Below are 25,349 nucleotides of genomic sequence, written 5' to 3'. Positions count from 1 at the left end.
CGCACCGCCCACCGGCGGGCGGTGGCCGCGGCCGCCTGCGCGGTGCCGCGGACGATCCGCCAGAGGGCCGCCTCGCCGCGGCGCAGCCACCAGCCGGCCACCGCGGTCGCCACCGCGTGCGCGGCCAGCATCGCGGGGCTCAGGCCGAGCAGCAGGTGCGGGGGCAGTGACGTGCTCGCCCCGGCAGCCATCCCGGGCATCCCTGGCATCGCCGCCATGCCCGGCATCGCGGGCATGGCGGGTATCCCGACGGGCTGCGCGGCCGGGGCCGCCTGCGCGTAGTGGAAGAGGAGGTGCAGCCCGAGCTGCGCCAGCGCCAGTCCGCCGGTGATCGCGGCCAGTGACCGCTCCCGGCGCGCCGCGAGGACCGCCGGCACCGCCGTGGCGGTCCAGCCGAGCAGCACCGCCGCCGCGGGCACCGCCGCACCGGCGGCCGCCACGTGCCCGGCCACGGCCAGCACGACGCACACCGTCGCGAACGGCAGCGCCCGCAGCAGGCGCAGGTCCAGCGCGGCGGCGCGGCCCGCGGCGGGCGCGTCCTGGGATCCGGGGTCAGTCATGGCCGGGACATCATGGCACCCCTCTTCACGGCTGCGGGCCGGAGTCTCCGAATTCGTCGTCGATCCCTGCACCGCCCGCCGAGCCGGGATCGAGCGCGACCCTAGCCGGCAGCGGCACGGATCCTTCCCATGCTAGGTTTCCACCTAGAGCCCCTAGGCAACAACCTTCGGCACCCCAGGAGCACCCATGACCCCCTCCCGCATCGGCACCCTCCCGGTACCCGGCGCCACCCTCCACTACGAGCTGTCCGGCAGCGGCCCACTGCTGCTGCTCATCTCCGGCGGCGCCGCCGACGCCGGGCTCTACGCCGGCATGGTCGAGCCCCTCGCCGCCCGGCACACCGTGATCCGCTACGACCCGCGCGGCCTCTCCCGCAGCCGGCTCGACGGACCGCTGACCGACCAGCAGGTCAGCGTCTGGAGCGAGGACGCCCGCCGCCTGCTCGACCACCTGACCCCCGCCGGCGCCGCCGGCGCCGAGACCGCCGCCGCCGTCTTCGGCAGCAGTTCCGGCGCGATCGTCGCGCTCGACCTGCTGGCCCGGCACCCGCACCGCCTGCGCCGGGTCATCGCCCACGAGCCGCCGCTGGTGGAACTGCTCGCCGATCCCACCCCGCACCGGGCGCTCTTCGCCGAGGTCCGGGCCACCTTCCACGCCCAGGGCGTGGCCGCCGCGATGGGCCGGCTCAGCACCGGGCTCGGCGGTCGCCCGGCCGAGCGGGCCACCGAACTGGCGCCGGAGATCCGGGAGATGGCGCCCCGGATGCACGCCAACCTGCCGGTCTTCCTGGCACACGTCCTCGGCCCGTTCACCGCGTCCACCCCGGACCTGGCGGCGCTGCGCCCCGCCGCCGCCAAGCTGGTGCTCGCCACCGGCCGCGACTCGCGCGAGCAGCCGGCCCTGTACGGCCCCGCCGCCCGCCTCGCCGAGCTGCTGGGCGCCGCCCACCTGGAGTTCCCCGGCGGCCACGTCGGCTGCACCGAGCACCCGCACGAGTTCGCAGCCCGGCTGCTGACCGCCCTCGCGTGACCGCCCCCGCCCGGCCGCCGCACGCGTCACGGCCCCGCCCTCACCCCCCGTACCGCCGCTGGCGCGCCGCGAAGCTGCGCAGCGCACGCAGGAAGTCGACCTCCCGGAAGGCCGGCCAGTAGGCGTCGCAGAAGTAGAGCTCCGCGTAGGCGCTCTGCCAGAGCAGGAAGTTGGACATCCGCTGCTCGCCGCTGGTGCGGATCACCAGGTCGGGGTCGGGGCGGCCGGCGGTGTAGAGGTGGCGGGCGACGTCCTCGGCGGTCAGGCTCGCGGCGAGGTCGGTGAGCGAGTCGCCCGCCTCGGCGCGCTCGGTCATCAGCCCGCGCATCGCGTCGATCAGCTCCTGCCTTCCGCCGTAGCCGATGGCGAGGGTGAGGTGGGCGCCGGTGGCGCAGTCCCGGGTGGCGTCCACCGCGCGTTTCAGGGCGTGGGCGGTGGAGTCCGGCAGCACGTCCAGGGTGCCCGCCAGGTGCACCCGCCAGCGGCCGCCGGGCCGGGCCAGCTTCTCGGCGACCACCTCCTCGATCAGGCCCATCAGGAACGCCACCTCGGCGTCGTCGCGGCGCTGCAGGTTCTCGGTCGAGCAGACGAAGACGGTGACGTGCCGGATGCCGACCGCCGCGCACCAGGAGAGCACCTCCTCGACGTGCTCGGCGCCGTACTTGTGGCCGAGGCTGGGGTTGGCCAGGCCGAGCCGGCGGGCCCAGCGCCGGTTGCCGTCCATGATCAGGCCGAGGTGCTCGGGCAGCCGGGCGCCGTTGAGCCGGGCACGCTTGAGCTGCCCGCGCAGGCGGCGGGCGTAGAGCGCGTACAGGGGGTCGGTGAGCCGCACGGTACGGGTCCCTTCAGTGGTCGCTCGCCGGGCAGGCGGACGGGGGTGGCCGGACCCGGGTCGGACATCTGAGTGATCGTCATCTCAGCGCCCTGGACGATGCCGTGACGGTTCGACGGATCCAGCTGGCGGCATAGTACACACCGCGTAGTACTTGCCACGTACTACCCAGAACGTACTACTCGCCGCGTAGTATCGTGACCGGGCAGGCCACGGACGGAACAGGCCGCGAACTGAACAGGCCACGGACGGAACCGGAGGAGCGCAAGGCGATGCAGGCGAACGACGCCCAGACCCTGGTGCTGTGCGTGCTGGCCGGCGGGCCGCTGCACGGCTACGCGATCAACACCGCGATCGAGGAGTTGGTCGGCGAGCGCCTCGGCCCCGGCAGCCTCTACGGGGCGCTGACCCGGCTGGAGGCCAAGGAACTGGTCGAGCCCGCGCCCGGGCAGGGCCGGCAGCGGCCGATGCGGCTGACCCCGAAGGGGCGTCAGGTGCTGGAGCAGGAGCTGCGCTCGATGGCCAAGGTCGCCAGCACCGGGCTGCGCAACCTGGGGGCCGCGCCGGCATGAGGATCCACCACACCCTGGTCCGGCTCTATCCGCAGGCCTTCCGCGAGCGCTGGGGCGAACAGGCGCTGGCCGACGAGACCCGGGCCGCGGGCTGGCGGGCCTGGCCGGGCCTGCTCCTCGGCATCGCCGACATCTGGCTGCACCCCGCGCTCTGGCCGGCCGACTCCCGCCTGGAGCGCCGGGAGCGGGCCGCCACCCTCGCGGTGACCGCCGCCCTGACCAGCGCCGCGCTCGGCCACTTCGCCGCCGAACAGGGCGCACCGCTGGCCGCCCTGCCCGGCAGCCGGCTGCCCGGCACCGGCTCCCTCCTCCTGCTGCTGGCCGGCCTCGCCCTGGTCGCCCCGGTGCCCCGGCTCACCCTCGCCGCGGTCGCCGTCCTGGCCCGCGCCGCCCGCCGGCTCGCCCTGCCGGCGGCGCTGGCCGCCGCCGCGATCGCCGCGGCCCACCTGGGCGCACCCCGACTCGCGGACACCCCTTGGCGCTTCGCGGTGCTGGGCCTGTGGTGGGGCGCGGTCGCCCTGGGCACGGTACGGATCTGCCGCACCATCGGCGCGCTCACCACTCCGGTGATCTTCGCCCCGCGGCGCGCCCGGCTGCGCCTGGGACTGGCCCTGCTCAGCGCCGGCGCCACACTGGCCGGCGCCCAGGTGCTGCGCTCCGCGCTGTGCAGCGCCCACCCCGACCTGCTGACCGCCGCCGCCGGTGCCGGCCTGCTGCTCCCCGCCTGGGCACTCGCCGCCACCCTGCACGACCTGCGCACCCTCCCGGCCGGCTGACCCACCCCGGCGGCCTACCGCACGCTCCGGCTTACCGCACGCTCCGGCCGGCCGCGTCGGGCGCGGACTCGAAGGTGGCCACCAGGCTCGGGTCGTTGAACGCCGTGATCCGGGCCACCCGCTCCCCCAGCAGGGTCAGCACCTGGATCCCGTAGGGCAGGTCCTGCCCCTCGTCGGTGCGCCGGTGGACCACGAAGGCGGGCTGGCCGTTGGCCCGGGTCGGCGTGAACCGCCAGCGGTCCGGGCTCAGCACCCGGGCGGCCAGGAAGCCGACCACGGCGGGGCGGCCGGTGAACCAGGTCGGGGTCGGCGGCATCTCCAGCTCCACGTCGGCCCGCAACAGGTCCACCAGCGCCTCGGGGTCGGCCCGGACGAAGGCGGACACGTACGCGTCGAGCAGCGAGCGCCGGGTCCGCTCGTCCGGCTCGGCCACCTCCTCCGCCACCGGCCCGGCCTCGGCCAGCCGGGCCCGCGCGCGTCGCAGTGCGCTGTCCACGGCGGCGACGGAGGTGTCCAGCAGCTCCGCGACCTCGGCCGTCCGGAAGCCCAGCACGTCACGCAGGGTCAGCACCGCCCGCTGCCGGGCGGAGAGCAGTTGGAGCGCCGCGATGAAGGCCAGCCGCACGCCGGTCCGCCCCGCCACCACCGCCGCCGGGTCGCCGGTGCCCAGCAGCGCGTCCGGCGCCGGCTGCAACCAGGCCACCGACGGCTCGCGCGGCGCCACGGCCACCCGGTGGTCGTCGGCCGGCGCCCCCAGCCCGGACGGAAGCGGGCGCCGGGCCCGCGTCTCCAGGGCCGTCAGGGCGGTCCTGGTGGCGATCGTGTAGAGCCAGCGGCGCAGCGAGGAGCGGCCCTCGAACCCACCGAAGGCCCGCCACGCCCGCAGGTAGGTCTCCTGCACCAGGTCCTCGGCGTCCTGGATCGAGCCGAGCATCCGGTAGCAGTGCGCGAGCAGCTCCGGGCGGAACGGGCCGGTCAGCGTGGCGAACTCGGCGTCCGAGGGCATGCGGGTCCTCCTGGGGTGCGACGTGGCTCACGGTAGCGGGCGGGGACCGGCGGCGGTCGGCAGCGCCGGCCGTCGCCAACCGCTGCCGCCCGCGCCGGCTCAGCCGATCGGGCGCAGGCCGTCGCCGCCGACCAGGTACTCCGGGCCGCTGCCCGGGTCCCGGGCGATGCTCAGCACCGCCTCGGCCACCTGCTCCGGGGTGAGCACCGGCTGCAGGCCCGCGACGAAGGCGTCCCGGTCGACGCCCTGGCGCGCGGCGTAGCCGGTCACGCCGGCCGCGCCGACCCCGGCGGTCGGCGTCAGCTTCGGCAGCAGCGCCGCGAACCGGATCCCCAGCCCGGCCCGCTCCGCCTCCTCGGCCGCGTAGCTGCGCAGGTACCGGACGGCCGCCTTGGCGCTGGCGTACCCGCCGCTGAGCGGCGAGCCGTTCAACGCGGCTCCGCTGGACATCGCGACGACCACGCTGCCCGGGGCCAGCGGCTGCCGCAGCGCCGCCCGGGTCCAGGCGAAGACGTGCCGGGTGTCGACCTGCCAGTTGCGGCTGAAGGTCTCCCAGGTCTGCTCGGGCAGCGGGGCCATGTGCGGCACCGCCCCGGCGTTGAGCACCAGCAGGTCGGGCTGGTGGGTGCGGATCAGCTGCTCGGCGAGCGCCTCGTCGGTGGCATCACCGGCGACCGGGGTGAAGCCCGGGCCGAGCTCGCCGCGCACGGCGTGCAGCTCCTGCTCGTCACGGGCGAGGCCGACGACGGCGGCCCCGGCGGCGACCAGCGCGGCGGCGATCGCCCGCCCGAAGCCGCGGCTGGCGCCGGTGACGAGGGCGGTGCGGGGGAGGTCTGACATGACGGGCTCCAAGGGGTCGGTCGAGCGGATGGAACTTCGGTCCCCATCCAGACCGGTCGGCGGCGGAAAAACCGTCGCCGACCCCGAGAAAATCTTCCGCGTGCTCCCCCGATCGGCGTCAGGTGGCGCTGACCGGCCCGCCGTCGTCGCAGCCCGGCCCGCCGCCGTCGCAGACCGACTCGGCGTTGTCGCAGGCCAGCCCGCAGGTGTCGCAGACCAGCCCGGCGTTGACCGCCCGCTGCCAGAGCCGGTTCTGCCACTGCCACCCGCCCTCGTCCGCGGGGGGCCGCACGGTCAGCACCGGGTTCGGGCTGGTCTCGATCAGGTGCAGCAGCGTCCAGGCGACGCCGTAGCAGTCGTCGGGGCCGAAGCAGCCGGCCAGGGCCACGGCCTCCTCCCGGGTGACCGGTCGGGCGATGGCCTCCAACTGCTGCCAGCGCCGGTCGACCTCCGCCTCGTCGTCGCAGTCGGGGCCGGGCAGTGGACCGGCGGCGACGAACTCCTGGACCTCGGTTCTCATGGATCCATGATCGACTCCGGGCGACCCGCCGGGCAAACCCTCCCCCACCCAGCGGGCCGCCGTCCCGGCAGGTCCGCTCAGCCCGCCGCCCCCGCCGACTCGGCCACCCCGGTCGCCACCGCGCGGTCACCGACGGCGGCCCCCGCGCCATCGCACACCACTGCGCCACCCGCTGCGCCGTCCGCCGGGCAGGCCGCCGCGCCGCCCGCCCGGCCCTCGCCCGCGTTCGCGCCCGGATCCGGCAGCAGCCGCTGCGCCAGGGCCGCGGCCTGGGCCCGGATCTCCGGGATCGCCGTGGACTCCAGCAGCTCGCCGCGGCGCAGCACCCCCAGCGCCCAGAGCGGCGCGACCGGACGCCCGGGAGCCGGGGTGAGCCGGCCGTCGGCGGCGGTGGCCAGCCCGAGGCCGAGCGGTCCGGCGACGGCCGACCCCTGGGCCAGCAGGGCGCTGTGCAGCGGATCCCGACTGTCGGTCAGCTCGGCGCTCGGCCCGGTGCAGTTGACCACCGTCGCAACAGTCAGCCAGCGCCCGTTGCTGAGCCGGATCAGCACCTCCCGGCCGTCCACCGGGGTCACGGCCACGACCTCGGCGGCCGCCAGGGTCAGTCGGCCCGTGGTGCGCAGTCGCTGCACGGTGGCGGCGGTGGCCGGGGCCAGGCGGTGGCGGTGCACCTCCCAGCGGCGCAGGTCCTCGCCCAGGAACCGGGCCCGGTCGGCCGGCGAGAGCCGCTGCCAGAGCGCACCGACCTGGGTCCGCAGGCCGTCCACCGCCGGGCGCCAGTCACCGCGCTCGCGCCGGACCACCGCGATGTGGCGGAGCACCGCGCGCCGCAGCCGGTCCAGGTCCAGCACCGGCCCCGGCTCGCCCACCGGGCCCGCCTCCTCGGCGCCCCACGGCGGCGGCACCGGCGCCGGGCTGCCGACCCGGTGACCGTGCGGGGCCAGGCCGTGCCGGGAGACGGCGTGCACGGTCCGCCCGGGCCGGGCCAGGCTGACCGCGACGTCAGCCATCGTCAGCCCGGTGCCGACCAGCAGCACGTCACCGGAGTCGGGCACCGCCGCCAGCGCGTCCGGTGCCCACGGGTCGGCCACGAACCCGGGGTGCCCGCGCAGCACCTCGGGTGCCCAGGCCTGGCCGGGCGCCCGCAGCCCGAGGGCCAGCACCGCGGCGTGCACCGGCAGCCGGTCCCCGCCGGCCAGGGTGACCACCACCGCCCCGGGGCCGGCGGCGAGGTCCACGGCGCGCCGCCGCACCCGGTGGAGCCGGACCGACGCGGGTGCCTGGTCGAGCGCCTGCGCCAGGACGGCGGACAGGTAGCGCCCGAAGGTCCGGCGCGGCAGGAAGTGGTGGCCCTGGTGGGGCTCACCGGGGTCCGGACAGGGTTCCCAGGCGGCGAGCCAGCGCAGGAAGTGGTCCGGCTCGTCCGGGAAGGCGCTCATCGCGCCGGCGGGGACGTTGAGCAGGTGACGCCGGTCCTCGGTGCGGTAGGCGACCCCGGGGCCGGCCTCGTCGGGGTCGATCAGCCACAGCTCGAGCGCCCGGTGCTGCCGGGTGGCGCAGCGCAGCAGCTGGGCCGCGGTCAGCGTGCCGGCGGCGCCCGCGCCGATCACGGCGAGGCGTTCGGGGGTTCCGGGTAATTCAGTCATGTTCAGGACAGTACGCGCCGACGGTGCGCTTGCGGAGCAGTTCCTTTCCGGCCGGCCGCGCCGTCGGCCGGCGGGGCGTCCGGGTACCCCGCCGGTCGGGCCGTCCGCGCGACCCGACTCCCCCGGACGGGGCAACCGCGCGGGCCTGCTGTTGCCGCCGGGTCGGCGGGCTGAGTTGACTGATCAACGTTCCCGGTCTCCGCGAAAGGTTGGTTCCGGTGCTCTCAGCCCGCAGTCTCTTCCGGGAGATCCACGACGACGACCAGGCGTTCCAGCTCTTCTGCTCGATCGCCGCCAAGGGCGAGGACCAGGGCGGCTGGGAGAACGGGCGGATCGCCCGGCTGGTCGAGGACCAGGAGCTGGCGCCGAAGATCGCCCGGCACGGCGCCGACGAGGACAAGCACGGCCGGATCTTCAACGCCCTGCTGCACAAGCGCGGGCTCGACCCGGTCCCGGTGCCCGACGACACCGACTACACCATGCTGCTGGAGCGCCAGGGCATCGGGCTAGCGCACTCCCGGCTGCGCCGCGAGGAGCCGCTCACCGAACGCGACGTGATCGTGTACCTGGCGCACAGCCGGGTCACCGAGCAGCGCGCGGCCGAGCAGATGCGCCTGTTGCGCAAGGTCTTCGACGGCCACCCGGAGGTGGGCCGGGCCGTGCGGATGATCTCCGCCGACGAGGACAACCACCTCGCATACTGCCACGAGGAGCTGCTCCGGCTGGCCCGGGCCGGCCACGGACGGCTGATCCTCAGCATCCTGCAGGAGACCGCGCACGCCGAGATCCGCACCTACCGGGACGTCAGCCTCGCGGTGATGGCGCACATGGGCGAGATCCTGCGCTGGCCGCGCGCCAAGTCCGCGGTGCTCGCGGCCGGTGTGCACGGGGTGTACGGCTACGAGCGGTTCGGCGGCGGCTGGCGGCGGATGACCACGCTCAAGATGCCGCAGAAGCTCGACGCGCTGGGCGGCCCGCCGCCGCGCGAGTCCTTCGCCTGACCCCGCCCCGGCCCGCCTCCCGCTCCCGCCCGGCCGCGTGTCGAGGCGCTCTTCCGCCGTCCGGAACCGCTGTGATGGACTCACCGCACACCGAGCGCCACTTGAGCGGCAGCAAGGAGTTGAGCATGGACGCCACCGCGGCCCACGTGATCGTGGGAGCCGGACTGGCCGGGGCCCAGGCGGCCCGGACCCTGCGCGAGGAGGGGTACGACGGCCCGCTGGTGCTGATCGGCGAGGAGACCGAACCCCCCTACGAGCGGCCGCCGCTCTCCAAGGGCTACCTGCTGGGCAAGGACCCGCGGGAGAAGATCTACGTGCACCCGGCCGACTGGTACCGGGAGCAGCGGATCGACCTGCGCCTGGGCACCGCGGTGACCGACCTGGACCCGGCCGCCCACCGCCTCACCCTGGCCGACGGCAGCACCGTGGACTACGCCAGGCTGCTGCTCACCACCGGCTCCACGCCGCGCCAACTCCCGGTGCCCGGTGCCGGTCTGACCGGTGTGCACTACCTGCGCCGGGTCGAGGAGAGCGACCGGCTGCGCGAACTGTTCCGCACCGCGCAGCGGATCGCGGTGATCGGGGCCGGCTGGATCGGCCTGGAGGTGACCGCCGCGGCGCGGGCCGCCGGGGTCGAGGTCACCGTGCTGGAGGCGCTGGAACTGCCGCTGCTGCGGGTGCTGGGCCGGGAGGTGGCGGAGGTCTTCGCCGGCCTGCACCGGGACAACGGCGTGGACCTGCGCTTCGAGGTGCGGGTGACGGAGATCGTCGGCGCGGACGGCGCGGTGACCGGGGTCCGGCTGGCGGACGGCACGGTCGTCCCGGCGGAGGCCGTGCTGGTCGGGATCGGCATCCGGCCGAGCACCGCGCTGGCCGAACAGGCCGGCCTGACGGTCTCCGACGGGATCAGCACCGACGCCTCGCTGCGCACCTCGGACCCGGACGTCTTCGCGGCCGGCGACGTGGCCCGCGCCCACCACCCGCTCTACGACCGCCCGATCCGGGTCGAGCACTGGGCCAACGCCGTCCACCAACCGCGCACCGCCGCCCGGGCGATGCTCGGCCAGGACGCCGTCTACGACCGGGTGCCGTACTTCTACACCGACCAGTACGACCTCGGCATGGAGTACACCGGCTACGTCGAGCCCGACGGCTACGACCGCGTGGTCTTCCGCGGCGACGTCCCCGGGCGCGAGTTCATCGCCTTCTGGCTGGCGGGCGACCGGGTGCTGGCGGGCATGAACGTCAACGTCTGGGACGTCACCGACCCGATCCGCGACCTGGTCCGCACCGGCCGCCCAGTCGACCCGGCCAGGCTGGCCGACCCGGACGTGCCGCTCTCGGAGGTCTGAGCCCGAACACGCCCGACCACGCGACAGGCCCGGAGCACCTCACCGCCCCGGGCCTCGGTCACCCCCCGCCAGCCCCTGGAGGGCCCGCGCCTCAGCGCCGTTGCCCCTGAGGAGCCGCGACGGGCCCCCGTATAAGGCCATCGATGTTATCGGGCCCTTAAACCATCTCCTCATGCTGGATAGCCTGTGGACTACTCAGGCTAGCGTGAGCGCGCATCACAGTTCTGAGCGTCCTTCTCTCCGTGGGCCCGCTGGTCGTGGTCACCGAGGGTGCCGTGCCGCTTCGCCAGGGGGTGTCGCTGGTTCACGCGGTTGGTGTGCCCGATGTCCTCGGTCACGAAGCGGCTCCCGCCGGCCTCCTGCTCCCAGCGGGCCCGCTCGGTGAGCTCCCCGGCGCGCTCGGCCTGCTGGGTGGGCGTGTCCTTTGGCTTGCTGTTCTTGAAATCTGCTCTGTTCCTCAGTGGTTGGGCCCGCCGCCGGCCACGCCTCGGCGTCTTCCCCGGACGACAGCGGGTGGTCTTCGTGGTCAGGCCCAGCGTGGCACCCGTATACGCGGGGAGCCCAGCCAGGCGATGTGGTGGCCCTCGGGGGTGACCGTGAGTCCGAACCGCTCGAAGCCCGGCCGGTCGTGGTCGGTCCACCACTGCCACGCGGCGACCACCTCGTCCCACAGCGCGCGGGGACCGGACTGGTACACCTCGAACTCCGTGCGCCCCGACGCGTAGTCGACCGAGGCCCACGACAGGGTGTCCCGCGAGTACAGCCACAGCGTGTACGCCCCGCCGTCGTACCGCTCGGCCCGCCAGAACGCACCGGGCATACCGAGCCCGATCACGAACTGTGCGAGCCAACTCCCGGTGTCCGGCGGGGCCAGGCTGGTCTTGCTCAACACCCCGTCAGCCGGCCACTCCTTCCCACCCAGGTACTCCGGCAGCAACGGGCGAGCCGTGCGCTGCTGACGCGCCCGCATGAAGGCCGAGCCGCGAGTGAACTTCCCGGATGCCGCGCCGTCGTCGTCGACGACCAGGCGCACGATGTGCTCGCCGCCGTACTCCGTGCCGAAGGGTGCGACGATCACACCTCCGGGCCGCGTCTGCTCCAGCCAGGCGGGAGGGATCTCGATCACGGAGCAGGTGGCGATCACCCGGTCGTACGGGCCCCCGGCCGCCCAGCCTTCCCGGCCGTCCCCCTCCACCACGGTGGGGGTCAGCTTCAGCCGGGCCAGGTTCGCCCGCGCGCCCCGGGCAACGTCCGGGTCGAACTCGATCGTCACCACGTTGGAGTTGCCCACCCGGCAGGCCAGGAGAGCCGAGTTCCACCCCGTACCCGTCCCGATCTCCAGCACCCGGTGACCCATCCTGACGTCAAGGTCGCGGAGCATCGAAAACACCATCGTGGGCATGGAGTTGGACGAGCTCGGCGTGTTGCCGACCCCGTCGGCGTCATGCCTGCCGTCGTCCCACTGCGTGGTCAGCGGGATGTCCGAGTAGACCGCCCTACGCCACGCGTCCGGGTCCGCGCCCCGATCAACCACGGGACTCTGCTTCGTGCCGTCCGCGATGCCCGGCCAGATGCGGTCCGGGACGAACTCCTCGCGGGGCACGGCCTGAAAGACGGGGAGCCAGTCCGAGGTGAGCGCGCCGCTGGCCATCAGCGCGGAGGCGAGCCCCTGAGGGCCCGCCTCCCTCTGCGTCTCGCCTGTCACTTACCGCCGCCGCCCGCCGGGCTGCTGCCGTCGCTGGTGTTGCCGCCCTCGTCCGAGCCGCCCCCGCCGTGCCCCGCACCGCTGCTGCTGTCGTCCTGCTGCTTGCCGCCGTCGCCGGAACCGGTGCCGCCTCCGCGCTTGCCCATCTCAGTACCTCCGTGCTGGTGGGGCCCGGCAGGCCGTTGCCTGCAGGGTGGTGCTCGCCCCAGCCGTGACGTGGTGCGCGGCTGGGGCGAGCTGTCAGGCCGACTCAGTCGAGCCGGTCCATGACGAACCCCCTGACCGCCGGGCCCGCAGAGCCCTTCGGGTTCACGCCGATCGGCGGTTCGTCAGGTTCCTCGACCTGCTGCCACCGGTAGGCGGCGACCAGCTCCGCGTACTGCGGGTTGATCCACTCCTCCATGCCGATCCTCCCTTCGTAGGTGGCAGCAGGCTACGGCGTCACGGCACGATCGCCGGCTTGTTGCAGGGCGGCTGCGGGGTCGGCATCGGCCGGATCGCACATTCCTTCTGGTGCTGGCAGTTGGCCGCCACCGTGAACGTGCGGTCGTCCGGCCCCACCCACAGCTCACGGTCCGACTCGAACCCGGCCGCGCGGATCAACTCCTGGGACCGGTCGAGGATCTTCGGGTCGTAGAACGTGGGGTCGTAGCCCGGGGTGTGGTGCACGAACCCGCCGAACCGCTCGCACAGCCCGGCGTAGGTGGCGGTGTGAAGGATGAGGGCGTGCCAGCCCTCGTCCACCACACGGGACGGGGCCATGGCCTGGTCCCGGTAGGTGGCCGCAGCCACCGTGAACTTGATGCCCTCGCAGGCGATCCGCTCGGCGACGTCGGCCGTCATCCCCGGGTTGTTGTCCACGATGGTGGACACCACGCCGTCGAACCGACGCGGCTCCAGCAGCGTGCGCGGGTCCCGCGCGGCCTGCGGGTCCGGCATGGGGCCGGGCGGGCGCTCCGTCGGAACAGTCATACTGGTGTCTCCTCACACTGAGGCGAGCCCCGGGCACCGGTTGGTGCCCGGGTCGTTCGGTGTTGCGGAACCCGCCCCGGTCGGACAGCTCGCCAGCAGTTGGCCGGGGCGGGCATCTCGGGAGATCAGCCGATCCCCCAGCGCGAGCGCTCGTTCAGCTCGCATACGGCCGCCCGAAGGCAGGCCGTGGTACCGGACTCCGCAGGCTCCAGAGCTTCCGGGCCGGTAGGAGGCTCGGCGTGCTCCGTGGGAACGCACGCCATCAGGCTCGTCCTCCGGAGCAGTTGACGCACCGACAGTGTGCGAGAATCGCGGCCTTCTGGAGGGCCTCGCTCCGGGACGAGCCACGGCTGCGGGCCTTGAAGGCACGGTAGTCGTCGAGCGGGTTCCACCCGCCGCCGGCCGCGCCCTGCCGACCCTTGGACGCCTCACGGTTCGTGGGCGGGGAATGCAGCCGCGCCATGGGTTTCCCTCCTCCATTGCTGGTGCAGCGGGGTGTGGGATAGACCGTAGGGAAGCGGTTACGCACGGTGCCACAACCTTGCACCGTCTTGCATGGATTCACCCGAGAGCGGCGATGGCCTCTTCGATCAGGGTCTTCGCCGCCGGCCCGTAGACCGCCATCGACGCCAGGATCTGAAAGGCCTTCGAGTACGAGGCGATCTCTCCCGGGGTCGTGATCTTGACGATCGCCGTCAGCAGCTCGGCATCCACCCGTTGATCATCGAACATGTAGAAGGCTTCGAGAGGCCACATGGTTCGAGGGGTGCCAAATGGGATCACCCCCAGGCTCACCCGAGGCAGCCCCGCCACCTCCAGCAGGTAGCGGAGCTGATCCACCATGGCTTCCCGATCCCCGAGCGGGGACCGGAGTACCGTCTCCTCCAGAACGAACGCGAAGGTCCGGTTCCCTGATCGCAAGTACTGCCCGCGTTGAAGTCTGCTCTCCACTGCGGCATCAACATCGTCCGGCGTGTTCTGAAAGCTCGTGATGCTGCCCATCAGGGCCCGTGCGTACTCCCGCCGCTGAAGAATGCCCGGCATCACGTTCGAGCAGTACAGGCGTATCTTCCGGCTCTGCTCGAACACGGGCAGGATTGCCTCCTGGGCGTGCTTCATCCCGCTCCGGTGCAGCCGCTTCCACTCGACGTACATCTCGTCAGCCGCTCGGCTCGCCGCGATCAGGTCGGCGGCCTGCCCCTCCGCACCGCAGGCGGTGCACCACTTCCGGATGTCGTCAGCGGACGGCGGGGTCCTGGCACCCGCAATGCGCGACACCTTCGACTCACTGAAGCCAGTGAGAAGGGCCAGATCATGCCCTGAAAGGCCGGCGTCCTGCCGGAGGTCTCTCAACCTCTTGGCAATGGACTCACGGGCGTTCTGGGCACTGGACGACGGCGACAGGGACATGATCTGGCGATCTCGCTACGACGGTCAGACGGCGAACTTCTCGTGCTCGACCCCGCGGGCCCATACCGCCTCGAAGGCGTTCGCGCACAGCTCGACCGCCGACGGGTCATCGGTGTACTGCGGGTCAAGCGCGGCACCCGGGCCGTCGAACAGGTTGAACCGGACGGCTCGGCCGTCCACCAACCAGAAGTCATTGCCCGGCAGGGCCAGGACCGATGCCTCACTTCGGGGGAGCCAGCGCACTTGCTCACCGATGGCCAGGTTGACGCTGGTGATGTGGTGCTCGTACCGCACGTAATCCGTCACCGGGACCGAGACGACGCGGGCTCGGCGAACCGAGACTCCACGAGCAACGGCCCTGCGCACCAGGTCGCTCCAGCCCTCCCAATACGCCGAGTCGGGATCCACGTCGACCGGCTCCCCGCTGGACCACTTCGCGACCTCCGAGGCCTCCTCGGCCACACTGTAGTGGTCACGCAGCTCCAGGTGGACTGCGGACACCCGCGCCGAGTTGATCAGCTCAGTGAAGCTTGGAGTGCCGTTCTGCGTCATCGCACGCCTTCCTGAGAATCGGCACCATCCGGGCCGGGATCCGAATCACTGACTCGTGCTCGGGGACCGTGTTGTCGTGGTCCTGGCCATGCCCGGCCGCGAGCACACCTGCGATCTCTTCTTCGTTCGCCGTGTAGCTCTGAACCAACAAGTCCCCGCTCTCCTCGTCCACCCAGACGGTAGAGCTGTTGCCCTGGCCAGTGTCCGGGTCGATACCTACGAACCGTATCTTCATGGCCGCCCCTCCTGTCACTCCGCTTGCGCGATCTTGCATGCCCGGTCGTACAGGCACCAGCATCCCGCCAGGCCCGACGTCGTGTCAGGGAGTTCTGACGAACCACCCGGCCATGACAGCTACAACGTGTGATTCTCTGAAGATTCGTCAGCTCAGCCACACAGCGCGTACATGGCCCAAGGGCACACCCACGGGCACGGCCCACGCGGCACTGTTGTGCGCCGTGGTGTACAGGCCTACGTGTGGCTGTGCCGTAACTCCTCCTGCGCCAACACGGACGGCAGGTCGCACGGATCAGCGAGGTGTAGCCGACCGCGACGGCCTACTGCCGGGGCGCCAACTCGCACGCGTACCAGGTGCCCGGCTTGCCTCCGAGGTCGGCCGGGGCTGCCGGGCCGATCGGGGTGAACCCGGCTTTGGCCAGCACCCGTTGTGAGGCGAGGTTGGCGTGGGAGACGGCCGCGCGCAGCGTGCGCAGGCCGTGCTGGGCCGCGGCCAGCCGGCACAGTTCCCGGACGGCCGCGGTCGCCACGCCGCGGCCCGTGGCGTGCTCGGCGACCCGGTAGCCGAGGACGGCCGCGCCGTCCGCCAGGTCGTACAGGTTGAACCGGCCGAGGACCGAGCCGTCCGCCGCCAGCGCCAGGTACCAGGCGCAACTGCCGTCCTGCTGCTCGGCCAGCGACGCCTCGAACTGCTCGGTGAACCGCTCGAAGTACGCCTCGCCGCGGTCGCCGATCACGGCGGCGAAGTAGGCGCGGTTGGCCAGCTCGAAGTCCAGGAGCGCCGGGGCGTGGTCGGCGCGCAGTTGCGTCAGTTCGAACACCATCCGGCTCAGACCTCCAGGGCGAAGCGGCGGCAGACGTGGACCCGGGCGAACTGCGCACGCAACAGTTGCTCGTCCTGCAGCTTGGCGTGCAGGAAGGCCATCATGGGCCGTAGCTCCGGGCGCCGTTCGGCGATGGCCCGGGCCGGCTCGCCGGCATCGGTGTAGTGGTTCGCGTAGACGTGCAGGTAGTGGCTGCTCTCGGCGAAGCCCATCGCCCGGTACCAGCGCAGGGTGTCCGGGTCGTCCCTGGTCCAGGCGTCCAGGGTCGGCACGCCGAGGGCGGCGACGCGGGCCCGGGCCTCGGTGAGCAGGGCGCGGCCGATGCCTTGGTGCTGGTGGTCGGGATGCACGGCGACGGTGTCGACGGTCGCCAGGTCGCCATCGACGGTGACGTCCATGATCCCGATGATGGCGCCGAGCTCTCCGGCAGCCACCAACGCGAAGCCCGGCGCGGGGACCACGGGCTTGGTCCTCAGCACGTCGTCGAAATAGGCGGTGCTCAGGAAGGAGAGCACCCGGCAGCGCAGCCAGGAGCCCTCGTCGGCGGGGGTGTACTCACGGATGACGTGGTTCAAGACAGTGATCCTCAACAAGTGTGGCGACGTTCGGGCAGCGGCGGTCACGACGTTGTGGGATCACGGCGGAGATTCTGCGCGGAGTCCCGTGCTCCGGCAATCGGATTTTTGCCGCCACGGCAGGATCCGAAGAGCGGCCTACCCCCGGCGCCCCGGCACCGCGGCGGCGGTGAGGGCGGCCGTGTGCTGCAGGTAGAGCGTGGCGTCCAGCTGCCGCACCTGGTCCAGGCCGAGCACGTCCTGGACCAGCAGGAAGGAGATCAGCGACCCGAAGAACGAACGCGCCGTCAGGTAGCCGGTGCCGACCGGGGCGCCCTGGGCCTCGATCAGCTCCCCCAGCCGGGCCGCCGCCTGGTCGATGAACTCCACGAAGCGGGTGTCGCCGGCGAGCGTCCGGTTCTCGCTGATCATGATGGTGAGCAGGTCCAGGTTGGCCCGGGCCGCCTGCAGGAAGCCCTCGCCGGCGAACTGCAGCAGCAGTTCCAGCGGCAGTTCGGCGGCCTCCGCGGGTGGGCCCGGCAGTGCCCGGAAGACCTCGACGGCCTGGTCGAGCAGGCCCGCCAGGATCTCCTCCTTGTTCGCGAAGTAGCGGTAGAGCAGCGCGTCGTTGATGTCGGCGGCGGCGGCCAGGTCGCGGGTGGTGGTGGCGTGGAAGCCGCGTTCCGCGAAGAGCCGGCGGGCCGCGGCCAGGATCTCGGCGCGCCGTTCGGCGGCCGGCTTGCGGGGGCGCCGGGCGCGGGCGGCGCCCGGGGCCGGGGGTGCGGTCACCGGGCGCGCCCCCGGATCACCGCGAGCAGCCAGAGCCCGGTGCCGGCGTTCAGCGAGCCGAGCGGGACCCAGTCGAGCGCGGTGTGCGGGCCGAGGTGGGAGTCGGGATGGGTGACGGCCCAGACGGCGAGGGCCACGGTGGCGGCCTTGGTGATCGAGGCGAGCACGGTGAGTAGCAGCGGGCCGCGTCGCGGCAGTACCGCGCCCGCGGCGACGACCCCGAACCAGCCGCAGGCGAGCGGGACCAGCGCCGCGGTGGGCAGCGAACGCAGCGAGGTGGCGAAGACGCCGATGCCGGCCACCAAGGCCAGCGCACAGGGAAGGCGCCGCGGGGCGGGGATCGCGGCGAGGAGGTGCGCGCCCCGACCGGAGTCTGCGGAAGCGTTCATGGCTTTGATAGTAGGCGCCTGCCTACAAGACCACAATGCTCCCGACGCCACGGTCCGCGCCCCTTTGCCAGTAGGCGCCTGCCTACAAGCCCCGCGCTCCGACGCCACGCGCCCCGCCCCCGCTCCTCACGCCACCGTGACCGCCGCCAGCAGCCGCTGCGCCGTCTCCTCCAACCCCGCGGTGTGCGAGCCCTTCACCAGCACCAGGTCCCCCGGCCGCAGCTCGCCCAGCAGCAGCTCGAGCGCCGCCTCCCGGTCCGCCACCAGGCTGCTCGCCACCCCGCCGGCCACCGCCTGGGCGTGCGTCAGCGCCGCCTCGTCCCCGCCCACCGCGATCAGCCGCGCCACCCGCCCGGCCGCCACCCGCCGCCCGAGCGCCGCGTGCTCCGCCGCACTCGCCGCGCCCAACTCGGCCATCTCCCCCAGCACCGCGACCACCCGGCGCCGCCCGCCGGCCATCGCGGCCACCGTGCGCAGCGCCACCGCCATCGAGTCGGGGTTGGCGTTGAACGCGTCGTTGACCACCGTGACCCCGTCCGGCCGCTCCGCCACCTCCAGCCGTCCGGGCGTCAGCTGCCGGGCGGCGCACAGCCCTTCGGCGACCTGGTCGAGGCCGGCCGCACCGACCCCGAGGACCGCCGCGGCGGCCGCCGTCGCGTTGGCCACCTGGTGCTCCCCGTACAGCGCCAGCCGGACCCGGGCCGCCGCGCCGCCGAACCGCAGGGTGAACGAGGGCCGCCCGGCCGGGTCCAGCTCGATCGCCTCGGCCCGCACGTCACCGGCCGCCCGGCCGAAGGTCAGCACCGGCGCCGCGGTGCAGTCGGCCATCGCCCGCACGTACGGGTCGTCCGCGTTCAGCACGGCCAGCCCGTCGGCGGGCAGCGCGGCCACCAACTCGCTCTTGGCCGCCGCGATCGCCTCCTTGGTCCCGCCGAACTCGCCCAGGTGGGCGGTGCCGACGTTGGTCACCAGCGCCACGTCCGGCCGCACGATCCCGGTCAGGTGGGTCAAGTGGCCGGCCCGGCTGGCCCCCATCTCCAGCACCAGGTAGCGGGTGCCCGGCTCGGCGGCCAGCACGGTCAGCGGTAGGCCGATCTCGTTGTTGAAGGAGCGCTGAGTGGCCACCGTGGGCCACCACGCACCGAGCAGCTGGGCGATCAGGTCCTTGGTGCCGGTCTTCCCGGCCGACCCGGTCAGCGCCAGCACGGTCGGACCGCCGGCCAGCCGGGTGGCCGCCGCCCGGGCCAGCTCGGTCAGGGCGGTGAGCACGTCGGGCACCACCACGGCCGGCGCGCCCACCGGCCGGGCCGCCAGCACTCCGACCACCCCGGCGAGGTGCGCGGCGCCGGCGAACCGGTGACCGTCGGTGTGCCGCCCCGGCAGCGCCACGAAGAGCGAGCCCGGCTCGGCCAGCCGGGAGTCGATCACCGCCGGGCGGTCCACCAGCGCATCGGGGTCGGGTGCGTCGTAGAGCACCCCGCCCACGGCGTCGGCGATCTGTTGCAGCGTCATGGGGACCACAGCGGCTCCGCTCGGTCGGTGGTCGCCCCCGGGGTGGGGCGGCGGGCCATCGACGCTAGCCCGCGCCGCCCGTTCGGCCGCGCCGACGCGCGCCACCGGCCCGCACGCGTCCGCCGGATGGCTTGCCGCAGCGCGCCACGCGCGCCGCTTCCCGCGCCGCGCCGCACGGCCGCCGGACCATGACCGGAGCAGGACGCCGGACCAGGACATGCCGGAGCAGGACAGGCCGGAGCAGGACGCCGGAGCAGGACAAGCCGGAGCACGACGCCGGACCACGACAAGCAGGACAAGGAGGTGCCGGGTGTCCGAGCAACCCGCCCCGGTCAGCGTGGTGATCGCCGCCTACAACGCCCAACGCACCCTGGGCGACGCGCTCGCCTCGGTGCTGCGCCAGTCGCCCCGCCCCGCGCAGCTGATCGTGGTGGACGACGGCTCGACCGACGACACCGCCCGGGTGGTCGCCGGCTACCCCGAGGCGCAGTTGATCCGCCAGCCGAACCAGGGCCCCTCGGCCGCCCGCAACACCGGGATCGCCGCCGCCACCCAGCCCTGGGTGGCCTTCCTGGACGCCGACGACCTGTGGCTGCCCGGCCGGCTCGCCCGCCAGCTGACCGCCGCCCGCCGGCACCCCGGCGCGGTGCTGCTGGCCGGCGACTGGGTGCGCACCGGCGAGGAGTACCGCGAGCCGACCGGCCTGGTCGGCGAGACCCTGCTGGGCTACCGCGACCTGCTGGTGATGAACCGGTTCCAGACCTCCACCGTGCTGGTGCGCACCGAGGTGCTGGCCGACTGCGGCGGCTTCGACCCGACGCTGGACGGCGCCGAGGACTGGGACCTGTGGCTGCGCTGCGCCAAGCACGGCCTCTCGGTCAAGCTCGACCTGCCGCTGGCGGTCTACCGCGACGAGCCGGCCGGCTACAGCAAGGACCTGCCCCGGCTGTACGGGCGGATGCTGAGCATGCTGGACCGCGAGCGCGCCGGCACCGCGCTGACGGCGGCGGCCTTCGCCCGCGTGCTGACCTGGCACCACCTGCGGTTCGCCGTCGCCTTCCTGCTGGCCGGCAAGCCCGCGCTGAGCCGCGGCGTGCTGCGCGAGGTGCGGCTCACCGGGCTGGCCCGGCACGTGCCCGGGGCGGCGGTCGGCTACCTGCTGCCGTTCCTCGGGTCCCGGGTCCGCCGGCGGCTGCGCCGGGCCTGACCAGGAGCGGGGTCGACGGGGGCGGGGTCCACGAGGGCGGGGTCCACGAGGGCGGGGTCGACGAGAGCGGTGCGGGGCTCGGCGGCGGTGGGGCCCGGCCACACCCCCGCCAGCCACAGCGACAACGGCAGCACGGCCGCCGCCACCGCCAGGCCCGCGAGCAGCGGCGGCAGCGCCGCGGACCCGATCCGCGCCGGCAGCGCACGCACCGTCAGCCAGGCCGCCACCGCAGCCGGCAGGCTGGCCAGCACCGCCCGCCCGGCCGCCCGCAGCACCGCCGGCTGCTCCGGCTGCCCGCCGAGCCGTCGCCGCAGCACCACCGCCGCGGCGAGGGCGGCCGCCGCGTACGCCAGCGAGACCGCGCCGGCCACCCCCGGCACCCCGAACGGGCGGTACAGCACCAGCCCCAGCAGCACCATCAGACCGTTGTTCAGCAGATAGAGCCCGAACGCCGCGCGCAGCGCCCGCAGCGCCTGGTACACCCGCACGAAGTAGAGGAAGGCCGAGAAGCCGGGCAGCCCGAGCGCCAGCACCGCCAGCACCCGACCGGTCAGCGCGGCGCCCGCCGCCCCGGTGGCGCCGTGGCCGAGCAGCAGCCGCACGATCGGGTCGGCCAGCGCGGCCAGCACCGCGGCGATCGGCACCATCAGCAGGAGCAGCAGCCGCAGCCCCCCGGCCACCTCCGCCCGCAGTTCGCGGACCCGCCCGGCCGTCCAGTGGGCCGCCCAGCCCGGCTGCCGCGCCCCGGTGATGGAGACCGCGACCACCCCGAAGGGCACCTGGAAGAAGGTGTACGCGTAGGTGTACGCGCTCACCCCGCCCGGGCGGCTGGCGGCCAGCAGCAGCACCGCGAAGAGTGCCGCCTGGTTGGCGGCCACCATCCCGAAGGTCCACCCGGACAGCCCCGCCACCTGCCGCACCGCCGGGTCGCGCGGCGCCCACCGCCAGCGCAGCCGCACCCGGGCCGCGGCCAGCCCACCGGCCAGCACCACCGCCTGGGCGGCCACCCCGGCGGTGGTGCCCAGGCCGAGCAGCAGGAGCAGCCCGCCCGGCGGGTCGGCGTGCTGGGCGGCGCCGCGCAGCGGGCCGGCCAGGGCGAGCAGCAGGCCGATCAGCGCCAGGTTGTTGGCGATCGGGGCGAAGGTGGCGAGCGCGAACCGGCGCACGCTGTTCAGCACCGCGGTGGCCAGCGCGATCGCGCCGTACAGCAGCACCTGCGGGGCGAACAGGCGCAGCAGCCGCACCGCGGCGGCGTCCTCGGCCCCGGCGGTACCGCGGGGCGCGGCCAGGGTGTAGCCGTGCATCAGCGGGCCGGCGACGGCCGCGACCAGGGCGGTGACCGCGACCAGCACGACCAGGCAGACCGTCACCACCGCGGAGACACCGCCCCAGCCGTCGGGGTCGGCGGGGTCACCGGCCCAGCCATCGGGGTCGGCGGGGTCACCGGCCCAGCCATCGGGGTCGGCGGGGTCACCGGCCTTCTCGGGTCGCTCCCGCTCGGCGGGATCACCGGCCCAGCCGTCGGGATCGGCGGGGTCACCGCCCCTCTCGGGGCGCTCCAGGCGGGCCACGAAGACCGGGACCAGGGTGGCGGAGAGCACCCCGCCCAGCACCAGGTCGTAGATCATGTTGGGCGTGGTGTTGGCCAGGTTGTAGGCATCGGCCAACGGGGTGATGCCGAGCGCGTAGGAGAGCGCGAAGACCCGGCCCAGCCCGGTCAGCCGCGACAGCGCGGTGCCGGCCGCCATCGCCAGCTCGGGGCGGATCCGACGGGTGCGGTGCGGCCGGCCCGCGGTCACAGTGGCGGCGCCGGGCGGGCGGTGGGCTCCTCGGCCGGGTCGAGGTACCCGAGCAGCGCGGGCCCGCCCCGCCCGTGCGTCAGGTCGCAGACGGTGACGCCGAGCCCGGGCCACCCGCGCCCCGCCTTCGCCCGCCCCCGCCCGCGGTGGCGACCACGCACGGCGACCGGCCGCCGCAGCCCGCCGACCGTCGTCGCACCGACGCCGGCTCCCGCGCCCGCCCCCACCCAGCCACGGGCCGCCAACGCGGCGCGCGCCTGTTCCCGGTCGTCGAACGGCACCTCGCGACCCGCCACCTGCTGGCTGGTCTCGTGCCCGCGGCCGACCACCAGCACCACGTCGCCCGGCCCGGCCAGGCCCACGGCCAGCCGGATCGCGGCGGCCCGGTCCAGCTCCACCAGCACCCGCCCGTCCGACTGCCCCAGGCCACCGGCCAGCATCTGCTCCACGATCGCCCGCGGGTCCTCGTCGCCCGGGCTGTCGCTGGTCAGCACCGTGGTGTCGGCGGCGAGCGCCGCCCGGCCGGTCTCCGGCCGCTTGTACCGGTCCCGCCCGCCCCGGCTGCCCACCACCAGGTGCACCCGGCCGCCGGGGGCGAGCAGGTCCCGGCAGGTGGCCAGTTGCTGCGCCAGTGCGCCGGGGGTGTGCGCGTAGTCCACCAGGACCAGGAACGGCTGACCGGCCGTCACCGCCTCCGACCGCCCCGGCACCGGCGGGCAGCCGGCGATCCCCGCCACCGCCCGGTCCGCCGGCACCCGCAGCGCCCGGGCGGCCAGGTAGGCGGCGGCCAGGTTGGTGGTGTTGCAGGCACCCAGCACCGGGGCCGACAGCTCCACCGGGCCGTCCGCGCAGTCGAGCCGGATCCAGGTCCCCGAGCGGTCGCAGTGCGCCGCGGTGATCCGGGCCTGGGCCCGCTCGCTGTGCCCGAAGGTGAGCACCGGGACCTGCGCCTGGGCGGCCAGCCGGGCGCCCCAGTCGTCGTCCACGCAGATCAGCGCACGCCGGCAGCGCTCGGGGAGGAAGAGCAGCGACTTGCTGTAGTAGTACTGCTCCATGGTCCCGTGGTAGTCCAGGTGCTCGGCCGACAGGTTGGTGAACACCCCGACGTCGAAGACGATCCCGCCGATCCGGTGCTGGTCCAGCGCGTGCGAGGAGACCTCCATCGCCGCCGCCCGCAGCTGCGCGGCCCGCATCCGCCCGAAGAGCCGCTGCAGGTCGGGCGCCTCCAGCGTGGTGAGCGCCGAGGCCCACCGGTGCGCGCCGATCCGGGTCTCCACCGTGCCGAGCTGCCCGGCCGGCCAGCCGGCCGCGACGAAGGCGGCGTGCAGCAGGTAGCTGGTGGTGGTCTTCCCGTTGGTCCCCGTCACGCCGGCGATCGCCAGGCCGTCGGCCGGCCGGCCGTGCAGCGCGGCGGCGATCGGCCCGATCGCCCAGCGCACGTTGGGCACCCGCAGCTGGGGTATCTCCAGGTCGAGGAAGCGCTGCACCAGCAACGCCCGGGCCCCCGCCGCGACGGCCGCCGCCGCGTGGCGGTGCCCGTCGGTCCGGGCTCCCGGCATCGCGCAGAACAGCCAACCGGGTCGCACCTGCCGGCTGTCGTGGGTGCAGTCCACCACGGCGACGTCGCCGCCCCGCTGTTCGGCGCCGGGCCAGGCGGCCGCCAGTTCCGACAACGGCACCGCCCGGTGCGCCCCGCACCAGGCGGCGGGCGAGCCGCCGGGCGGCGAACCGGCGGGCGGACGCGTCGGACGCGGGCCCAGCGCTCTGCGGTAGCCAGTCATCTCTCGTCTCCATCGCCGTCGCCGTGGCAGGCGGGGATTCCCGATCACGACGCTAGGCGAGCCGTCCGGTACTCGCAGCACGGAGCCCGTCACGGTGGGTGGCCGACCGTTCCCGCGCCCGGAAAATCCGCTACGGACGGCGCCTCGGCGGACGGTAGGTTCGCCGTCGACCGAACGACCCCCTGACCCTCCGGAGCTGTAGCACCATGACCACCGACCCGCGGATCGGCCCCCCGCACTTCGGCACCGAGCGCGAGACCCTGCGCGCCTTCCTCGAGTACCAGCGCACCACCCTCGCGATGAAGTGCGAGGGCCTGACCGACGAACAGCTGCGGACCCGGTCCATGCCGCCGTCCACCGTCACCCTGCTCGGCCTGGTCCGGCACCTCGCCGAGGTCGAACGCGCCTGGTTCCGCCGGGTCTTCGAGGACCACGACGCCCCGATGGTCTGGTCCGACGTGATCGACTTCCAGGCCGCCTACGACGCCACCGGCGCCACCCGTGCCGAGGCGTTCGCCGCCTGGGAGGCCGAGGTCGCCGAGTCCCGCCGGATCGAGGCCGCCGCCGACTCGCTGGACCGGGTCGGCTACCAGCCGCGCTGGGAGGAGGAGGTCTCGCTGCGCATGGTGATGACCCACGTGCTGCTGGAGTACGCCCGTCACAACGGCCACGCCGACTTCCTGCGGGAGGGCCTGGACGGCGTGGTGGGCGCCTGACCGACCGCTGGGCCCAGCATTCGAACACCTGATCGATAGGCGGGCTACCCTGTCCCCATGACCGTCCACCTCCAGAGCACCCTGTTCGGCAGCGCCGAGCGCCCCCGGCTCGGGCCGCTCGACGCCCTGCGCCGGCTCGAGCTCGGACTGGGGGCCTGGGTGGACGTGCTGCCGGGGTGGCTGGCGGGGGCGGACGAGGTGTTCGAGTTCCTGGCCGGCGCGGTGCCCTGGCGGGCCGAGCGGCGGGCGATGTACGAGCGGGTGGTGGACGTGCCACGGCTGCTGGCCCACTACGGGGACGGGGTCGCCCTGCCGCACCCGGTGCTGACCGAGGCCCGCCGGGCGCTCGGCGAGCACTACGCGGCCGAGCTGGGCGAGCCGTTCACCACCGCGGGACTCTGCTACTACCGCGACGGGCGGGACAGCGTGGCCTGGCACGGGGACCGGGGTGGCCGGGCGGCGCACCAGGACACGATGATCGCGATCCTCTCCCTCGGGGAGCCGCGCACCTTGCTGCTGCGCCCGCACCACGGGCCGGGGCCCACCCACCGGCACGCCCTGGGGCACGGCGACCTGCTGGTGATGGGCGGTTCCTGCCAGCGGACCTTCGACCACGCGGTGCCGAAGACCGCCCGCCCGACCGGCCCCCGGATCAGCGTCCAGTTCCGGCCCCACCGGGTCTGGTAGACCGTCCCGGGCCCCGGACGGTCGCGCCCCGCGGACCGTTGGCCTCGCCATGCCGCGGTGATCGGCTAGCCTGCCGTCCG

27 protein-coding genes and 1 pseudogene are annotated in these 25,349 nt (G+C 74.4%); 8 read left to right on the top strand and 20 right to left on the bottom strand.

Annotated features, from left to right (window positions below; genetic code table 11):
• Positions 1-560, bottom strand: a pseudogene (locus tag ACQRUO_RS21440) (hypothetical protein); the annotation flags it as partial.
• A 187-nt stretch (positions 561-747) separates the two neighbouring features.
• On the opposite strand from ACQRUO_RS21440, the gene ACQRUO_RS21435 reads away from it, so the two are divergent.
• Positions 748-1,590 carry an alpha/beta fold hydrolase gene (locus ACQRUO_RS21435; protein ID WP_428317619.1) on the top strand — a complete coding sequence of 281 codons (843 nt, stop codon included), beginning with the start codon at positions 748-750 and terminating at the stop codon, positions 1,588-1,590.
• Positions 1,591-1,630: 40 nt separating this feature from the next.
• Here the strand turns inward: ACQRUO_RS21435 and uppS are convergent, their stop codons facing one another.
• Positions 1,631-2,422, bottom strand: a complete 792-nt coding sequence (gene uppS / locus ACQRUO_RS21430) for a polyprenyl diphosphate synthase (RefSeq protein WP_428317618.1) — start codon at positions 2,420-2,422, stop codon at positions 1,631-1,633.
• 272 nt (positions 2,423-2,694) lie between these two features.
• Between uppS and ACQRUO_RS21425 the strand changes: the two genes are divergently transcribed.
• Both ACQRUO_RS21425 and ACQRUO_RS21420 read left to right on the top strand, forming a co-directional pair.
• On the top strand, positions 2,695-2,994 hold the full coding sequence (locus tag ACQRUO_RS21425; RefSeq protein WP_428317617.1) for a PadR family transcriptional regulator: 300 nt from the start codon (positions 2,695-2,697) through the stop codon (positions 2,992-2,994).
• On the top strand, positions 2,991-3,770 hold the full coding sequence (locus ACQRUO_RS21420) for a hypothetical protein (protein ID WP_428317616.1): 780 nt from the start codon (positions 2,991-2,993) through the stop codon (positions 3,768-3,770). Before ACQRUO_RS21425 ends, ACQRUO_RS21420 begins: the two co-directional genes overlap by 4 nt.
• A gap of 31 nt (positions 3,771-3,801) precedes the next feature.
• Here ACQRUO_RS21420 and ACQRUO_RS21415 read toward each other — a convergent pair whose 3' ends face one another.
• The 4 genes from ACQRUO_RS21415 to ACQRUO_RS21400 all read right to left on the bottom strand — a co-directional run bounded on the left by ACQRUO_RS21415 (position 3,802) and on the right by ACQRUO_RS21400 (position 7,782).
• Positions 3,802-4,776, bottom strand: a complete 975-nt coding sequence (locus ACQRUO_RS21415) for an RNA polymerase subunit sigma-70 (RefSeq protein WP_428317615.1) — start codon at positions 4,774-4,776, stop codon at positions 3,802-3,804.
• Between the two features lie 99 nt (positions 4,777-4,875).
• A complete protein-coding gene (locus tag ACQRUO_RS21410; protein ID WP_428317614.1) occupies positions 4,876-5,616 on the bottom strand; it encodes an SDR family oxidoreductase in 741 nt (246 codons plus the stop codon).
• A gap of 118 nt (positions 5,617-5,734) precedes the next feature.
• Positions 5,735-6,136 (bottom strand): hypothetical protein, encoded by a 402-nt coding sequence (locus ACQRUO_RS21405; RefSeq protein WP_428317613.1) that lies wholly within the window; start codon positions 6,134-6,136, stop codon positions 5,735-5,737.
• Between the two features lie 77 nt (positions 6,137-6,213).
• Entirely contained in the window at positions 6,214-7,782 is a 1,569-nt protein-coding gene (locus ACQRUO_RS21400; RefSeq protein WP_428317612.1) for an FAD/NAD(P)-binding protein, read from the bottom strand.
• A 218-nt stretch (positions 7,783-8,000) separates the two neighbouring features.
• On the opposite strand from ACQRUO_RS21400, the gene ACQRUO_RS21395 reads away from it, so the two are divergent.
• Positions 8,001-8,783, top strand: coding sequence for a ferritin-like domain-containing protein (locus ACQRUO_RS21395; protein ID WP_428317611.1), 783 nt, complete (start codon positions 8,001-8,003; stop codon positions 8,781-8,783).
• A 125-nt stretch (positions 8,784-8,908) separates the two neighbouring features.
• Entirely contained in the window at positions 8,909-10,135 is a 1,227-nt protein-coding gene (locus ACQRUO_RS21390) for an NAD(P)/FAD-dependent oxidoreductase (RefSeq protein ID WP_428317610.1), read from the top strand.
• A 526-nt stretch (positions 10,136-10,661) separates the two neighbouring features.
• Here ACQRUO_RS21390 and ACQRUO_RS21385 read toward each other — a convergent pair.
• From ACQRUO_RS21385 to ACQRUO_RS21330, 12 genes are all read right to left on the bottom strand, one after another.
• Positions 10,662-11,786, bottom strand: coding sequence for a methyltransferase domain-containing protein (locus ACQRUO_RS21385; RefSeq protein ID WP_428317609.1), 1,125 nt, complete (start codon positions 11,784-11,786; stop codon positions 10,662-10,664).
• 50 nt (positions 11,787-11,836) lie between these two features.
• Complete coding sequence (locus ACQRUO_RS21380) at positions 11,837-11,986, bottom strand: hypothetical protein (RefSeq protein ID WP_428317608.1); 150 nt, start codon at positions 11,984-11,986, stop codon at positions 11,837-11,839.
• 104 nt (positions 11,987-12,090) lie between these two features.
• Entirely contained in the window at positions 12,091-12,243 is a 153-nt protein-coding gene (locus ACQRUO_RS21375) for a hypothetical protein (protein WP_428317607.1), read from the bottom strand.
• Between the two features lie 38 nt (positions 12,244-12,281).
• Entirely contained in the window at positions 12,282-12,812 is a 531-nt protein-coding gene (locus ACQRUO_RS21370) for a glycine-rich domain-containing protein (RefSeq protein WP_428317606.1), read from the bottom strand.
• 561 nt (positions 12,813-13,373) lie between these two features.
• The gene (locus ACQRUO_RS21365) at positions 13,374-14,222 is read right to left on the bottom strand and encodes a helix-turn-helix domain-containing protein (RefSeq protein ID WP_428317605.1); all 849 of its coding nucleotides are present in this window, start codon (positions 14,220-14,222) and stop codon (positions 13,374-13,376) included.
• Between the two features lie 24 nt (positions 14,223-14,246).
• Positions 14,247-14,774 (bottom strand): DUF6879 family protein, encoded by a 528-nt coding sequence (locus ACQRUO_RS21360; protein WP_428317604.1) that lies wholly within the window; start codon positions 14,772-14,774, stop codon positions 14,247-14,249.
• Positions 14,743-15,009: a hypothetical protein gene (locus tag ACQRUO_RS21355; protein WP_428317603.1), complete on the bottom strand. Its 267-nt coding sequence runs from the start codon at positions 15,007-15,009 to the stop codon at positions 14,743-14,745. The genes ACQRUO_RS21360 and ACQRUO_RS21355 overlap by 32 nt, the downstream gene beginning before the upstream one ends.
• A gap of 322 nt (positions 15,010-15,331) precedes the next feature.
• Complete coding sequence (locus tag ACQRUO_RS21350) at positions 15,332-15,832, bottom strand: GNAT family N-acetyltransferase (protein WP_428317621.1); 501 nt, start codon at positions 15,830-15,832, stop codon at positions 15,332-15,334.
• A gap of 8 nt (positions 15,833-15,840) precedes the next feature.
• Positions 15,841-16,410 carry a GNAT family N-acetyltransferase gene (locus tag ACQRUO_RS21345; protein WP_428317602.1) on the bottom strand — a complete coding sequence of 190 codons (570 nt, stop codon included), beginning with the start codon at positions 16,408-16,410 and terminating at the stop codon, positions 15,841-15,843.
• Between the two features lie 138 nt (positions 16,411-16,548).
• The gene (locus tag ACQRUO_RS21340) at positions 16,549-17,178 is read right to left on the bottom strand and encodes a helix-turn-helix domain-containing protein (RefSeq protein ID WP_428317601.1); all 630 of its coding nucleotides are present in this window, start codon (positions 17,176-17,178) and stop codon (positions 16,549-16,551) included.
• Positions 17,175-17,567, bottom strand: coding sequence for a hypothetical protein (locus tag ACQRUO_RS21335; protein WP_428317600.1), 393 nt, complete (start codon positions 17,565-17,567; stop codon positions 17,175-17,177). Before ACQRUO_RS21335 ends, ACQRUO_RS21340 begins: the two co-directional genes overlap by 4 nt.
• 126 nt (positions 17,568-17,693) lie before the next feature.
• Positions 17,694-19,088: a UDP-N-acetylmuramoyl-tripeptide--D-alanyl-D-alanine ligase gene (locus ACQRUO_RS21330; protein WP_428317599.1), complete on the bottom strand. Its 1,395-nt coding sequence runs from the start codon at positions 19,086-19,088 to the stop codon at positions 17,694-17,696.
• A gap of 301 nt (positions 19,089-19,389) precedes the next feature.
• Here ACQRUO_RS21330 and ACQRUO_RS21325 point away from each other — a divergent pair, with 301 nt between their 5' ends.
• Positions 19,390-20,286 carry a glycosyltransferase family 2 protein gene (locus ACQRUO_RS21325; protein ID WP_428317598.1) on the top strand — a complete coding sequence of 299 codons (897 nt, stop codon included), beginning with the start codon at positions 19,390-19,392 and terminating at the stop codon, positions 20,284-20,286.
• Here the strand turns inward: ACQRUO_RS21325 and murJ are convergent.
• Both murJ and ACQRUO_RS21315 read right to left on the bottom strand, forming a co-directional pair.
• Positions 20,232-22,085, bottom strand: a complete 1,854-nt coding sequence (murJ, locus tag ACQRUO_RS21320; protein ID WP_428317597.1) for a murein biosynthesis integral membrane protein MurJ — start codon at positions 22,083-22,085, stop codon at positions 20,232-20,234. The two genes, ACQRUO_RS21325 and murJ, sit on opposite strands and share 55 nt — an antisense overlap.
• Positions 22,082-23,866: a UDP-N-acetylmuramoyl-L-alanyl-D-glutamate--2,6-diaminopimelate ligase gene (locus ACQRUO_RS21315; protein WP_428317596.1), complete on the bottom strand. Its 1,785-nt coding sequence runs from the start codon at positions 23,864-23,866 to the stop codon at positions 22,082-22,084. Before ACQRUO_RS21315 ends, murJ begins: the two co-directional genes overlap by 4 nt.
• A 206-nt stretch (positions 23,867-24,072) precedes the next feature.
• On the opposite strand from ACQRUO_RS21315, the gene ACQRUO_RS21310 reads away from it, so the two are divergent.
• Positions 24,073-24,582, top strand: coding sequence for a DinB family protein (locus ACQRUO_RS21310; RefSeq protein WP_428317595.1), 510 nt, complete (start codon positions 24,073-24,075; stop codon positions 24,580-24,582).
• Between the two features lie 57 nt (positions 24,583-24,639).
• Complete coding sequence (locus ACQRUO_RS21305; RefSeq protein ID WP_428317594.1) at positions 24,640-25,269, top strand: alpha-ketoglutarate-dependent dioxygenase AlkB; 630 nt, start codon at positions 24,640-24,642, stop codon at positions 25,267-25,269.
• Positions 25,270-25,349: the final 80 nt, after the last annotated feature.

The organism is Kitasatospora sp. LaBMicrA B282 (genome assembly GCF_050325825.1).
Classification (GTDB): Bacteria; Actinomycetota; Actinomycetes; order Streptomycetales; family Streptomycetaceae; genus Kitasatospora.
This window is presented reverse-complemented; position numbering and strand designations above follow the sequence as displayed.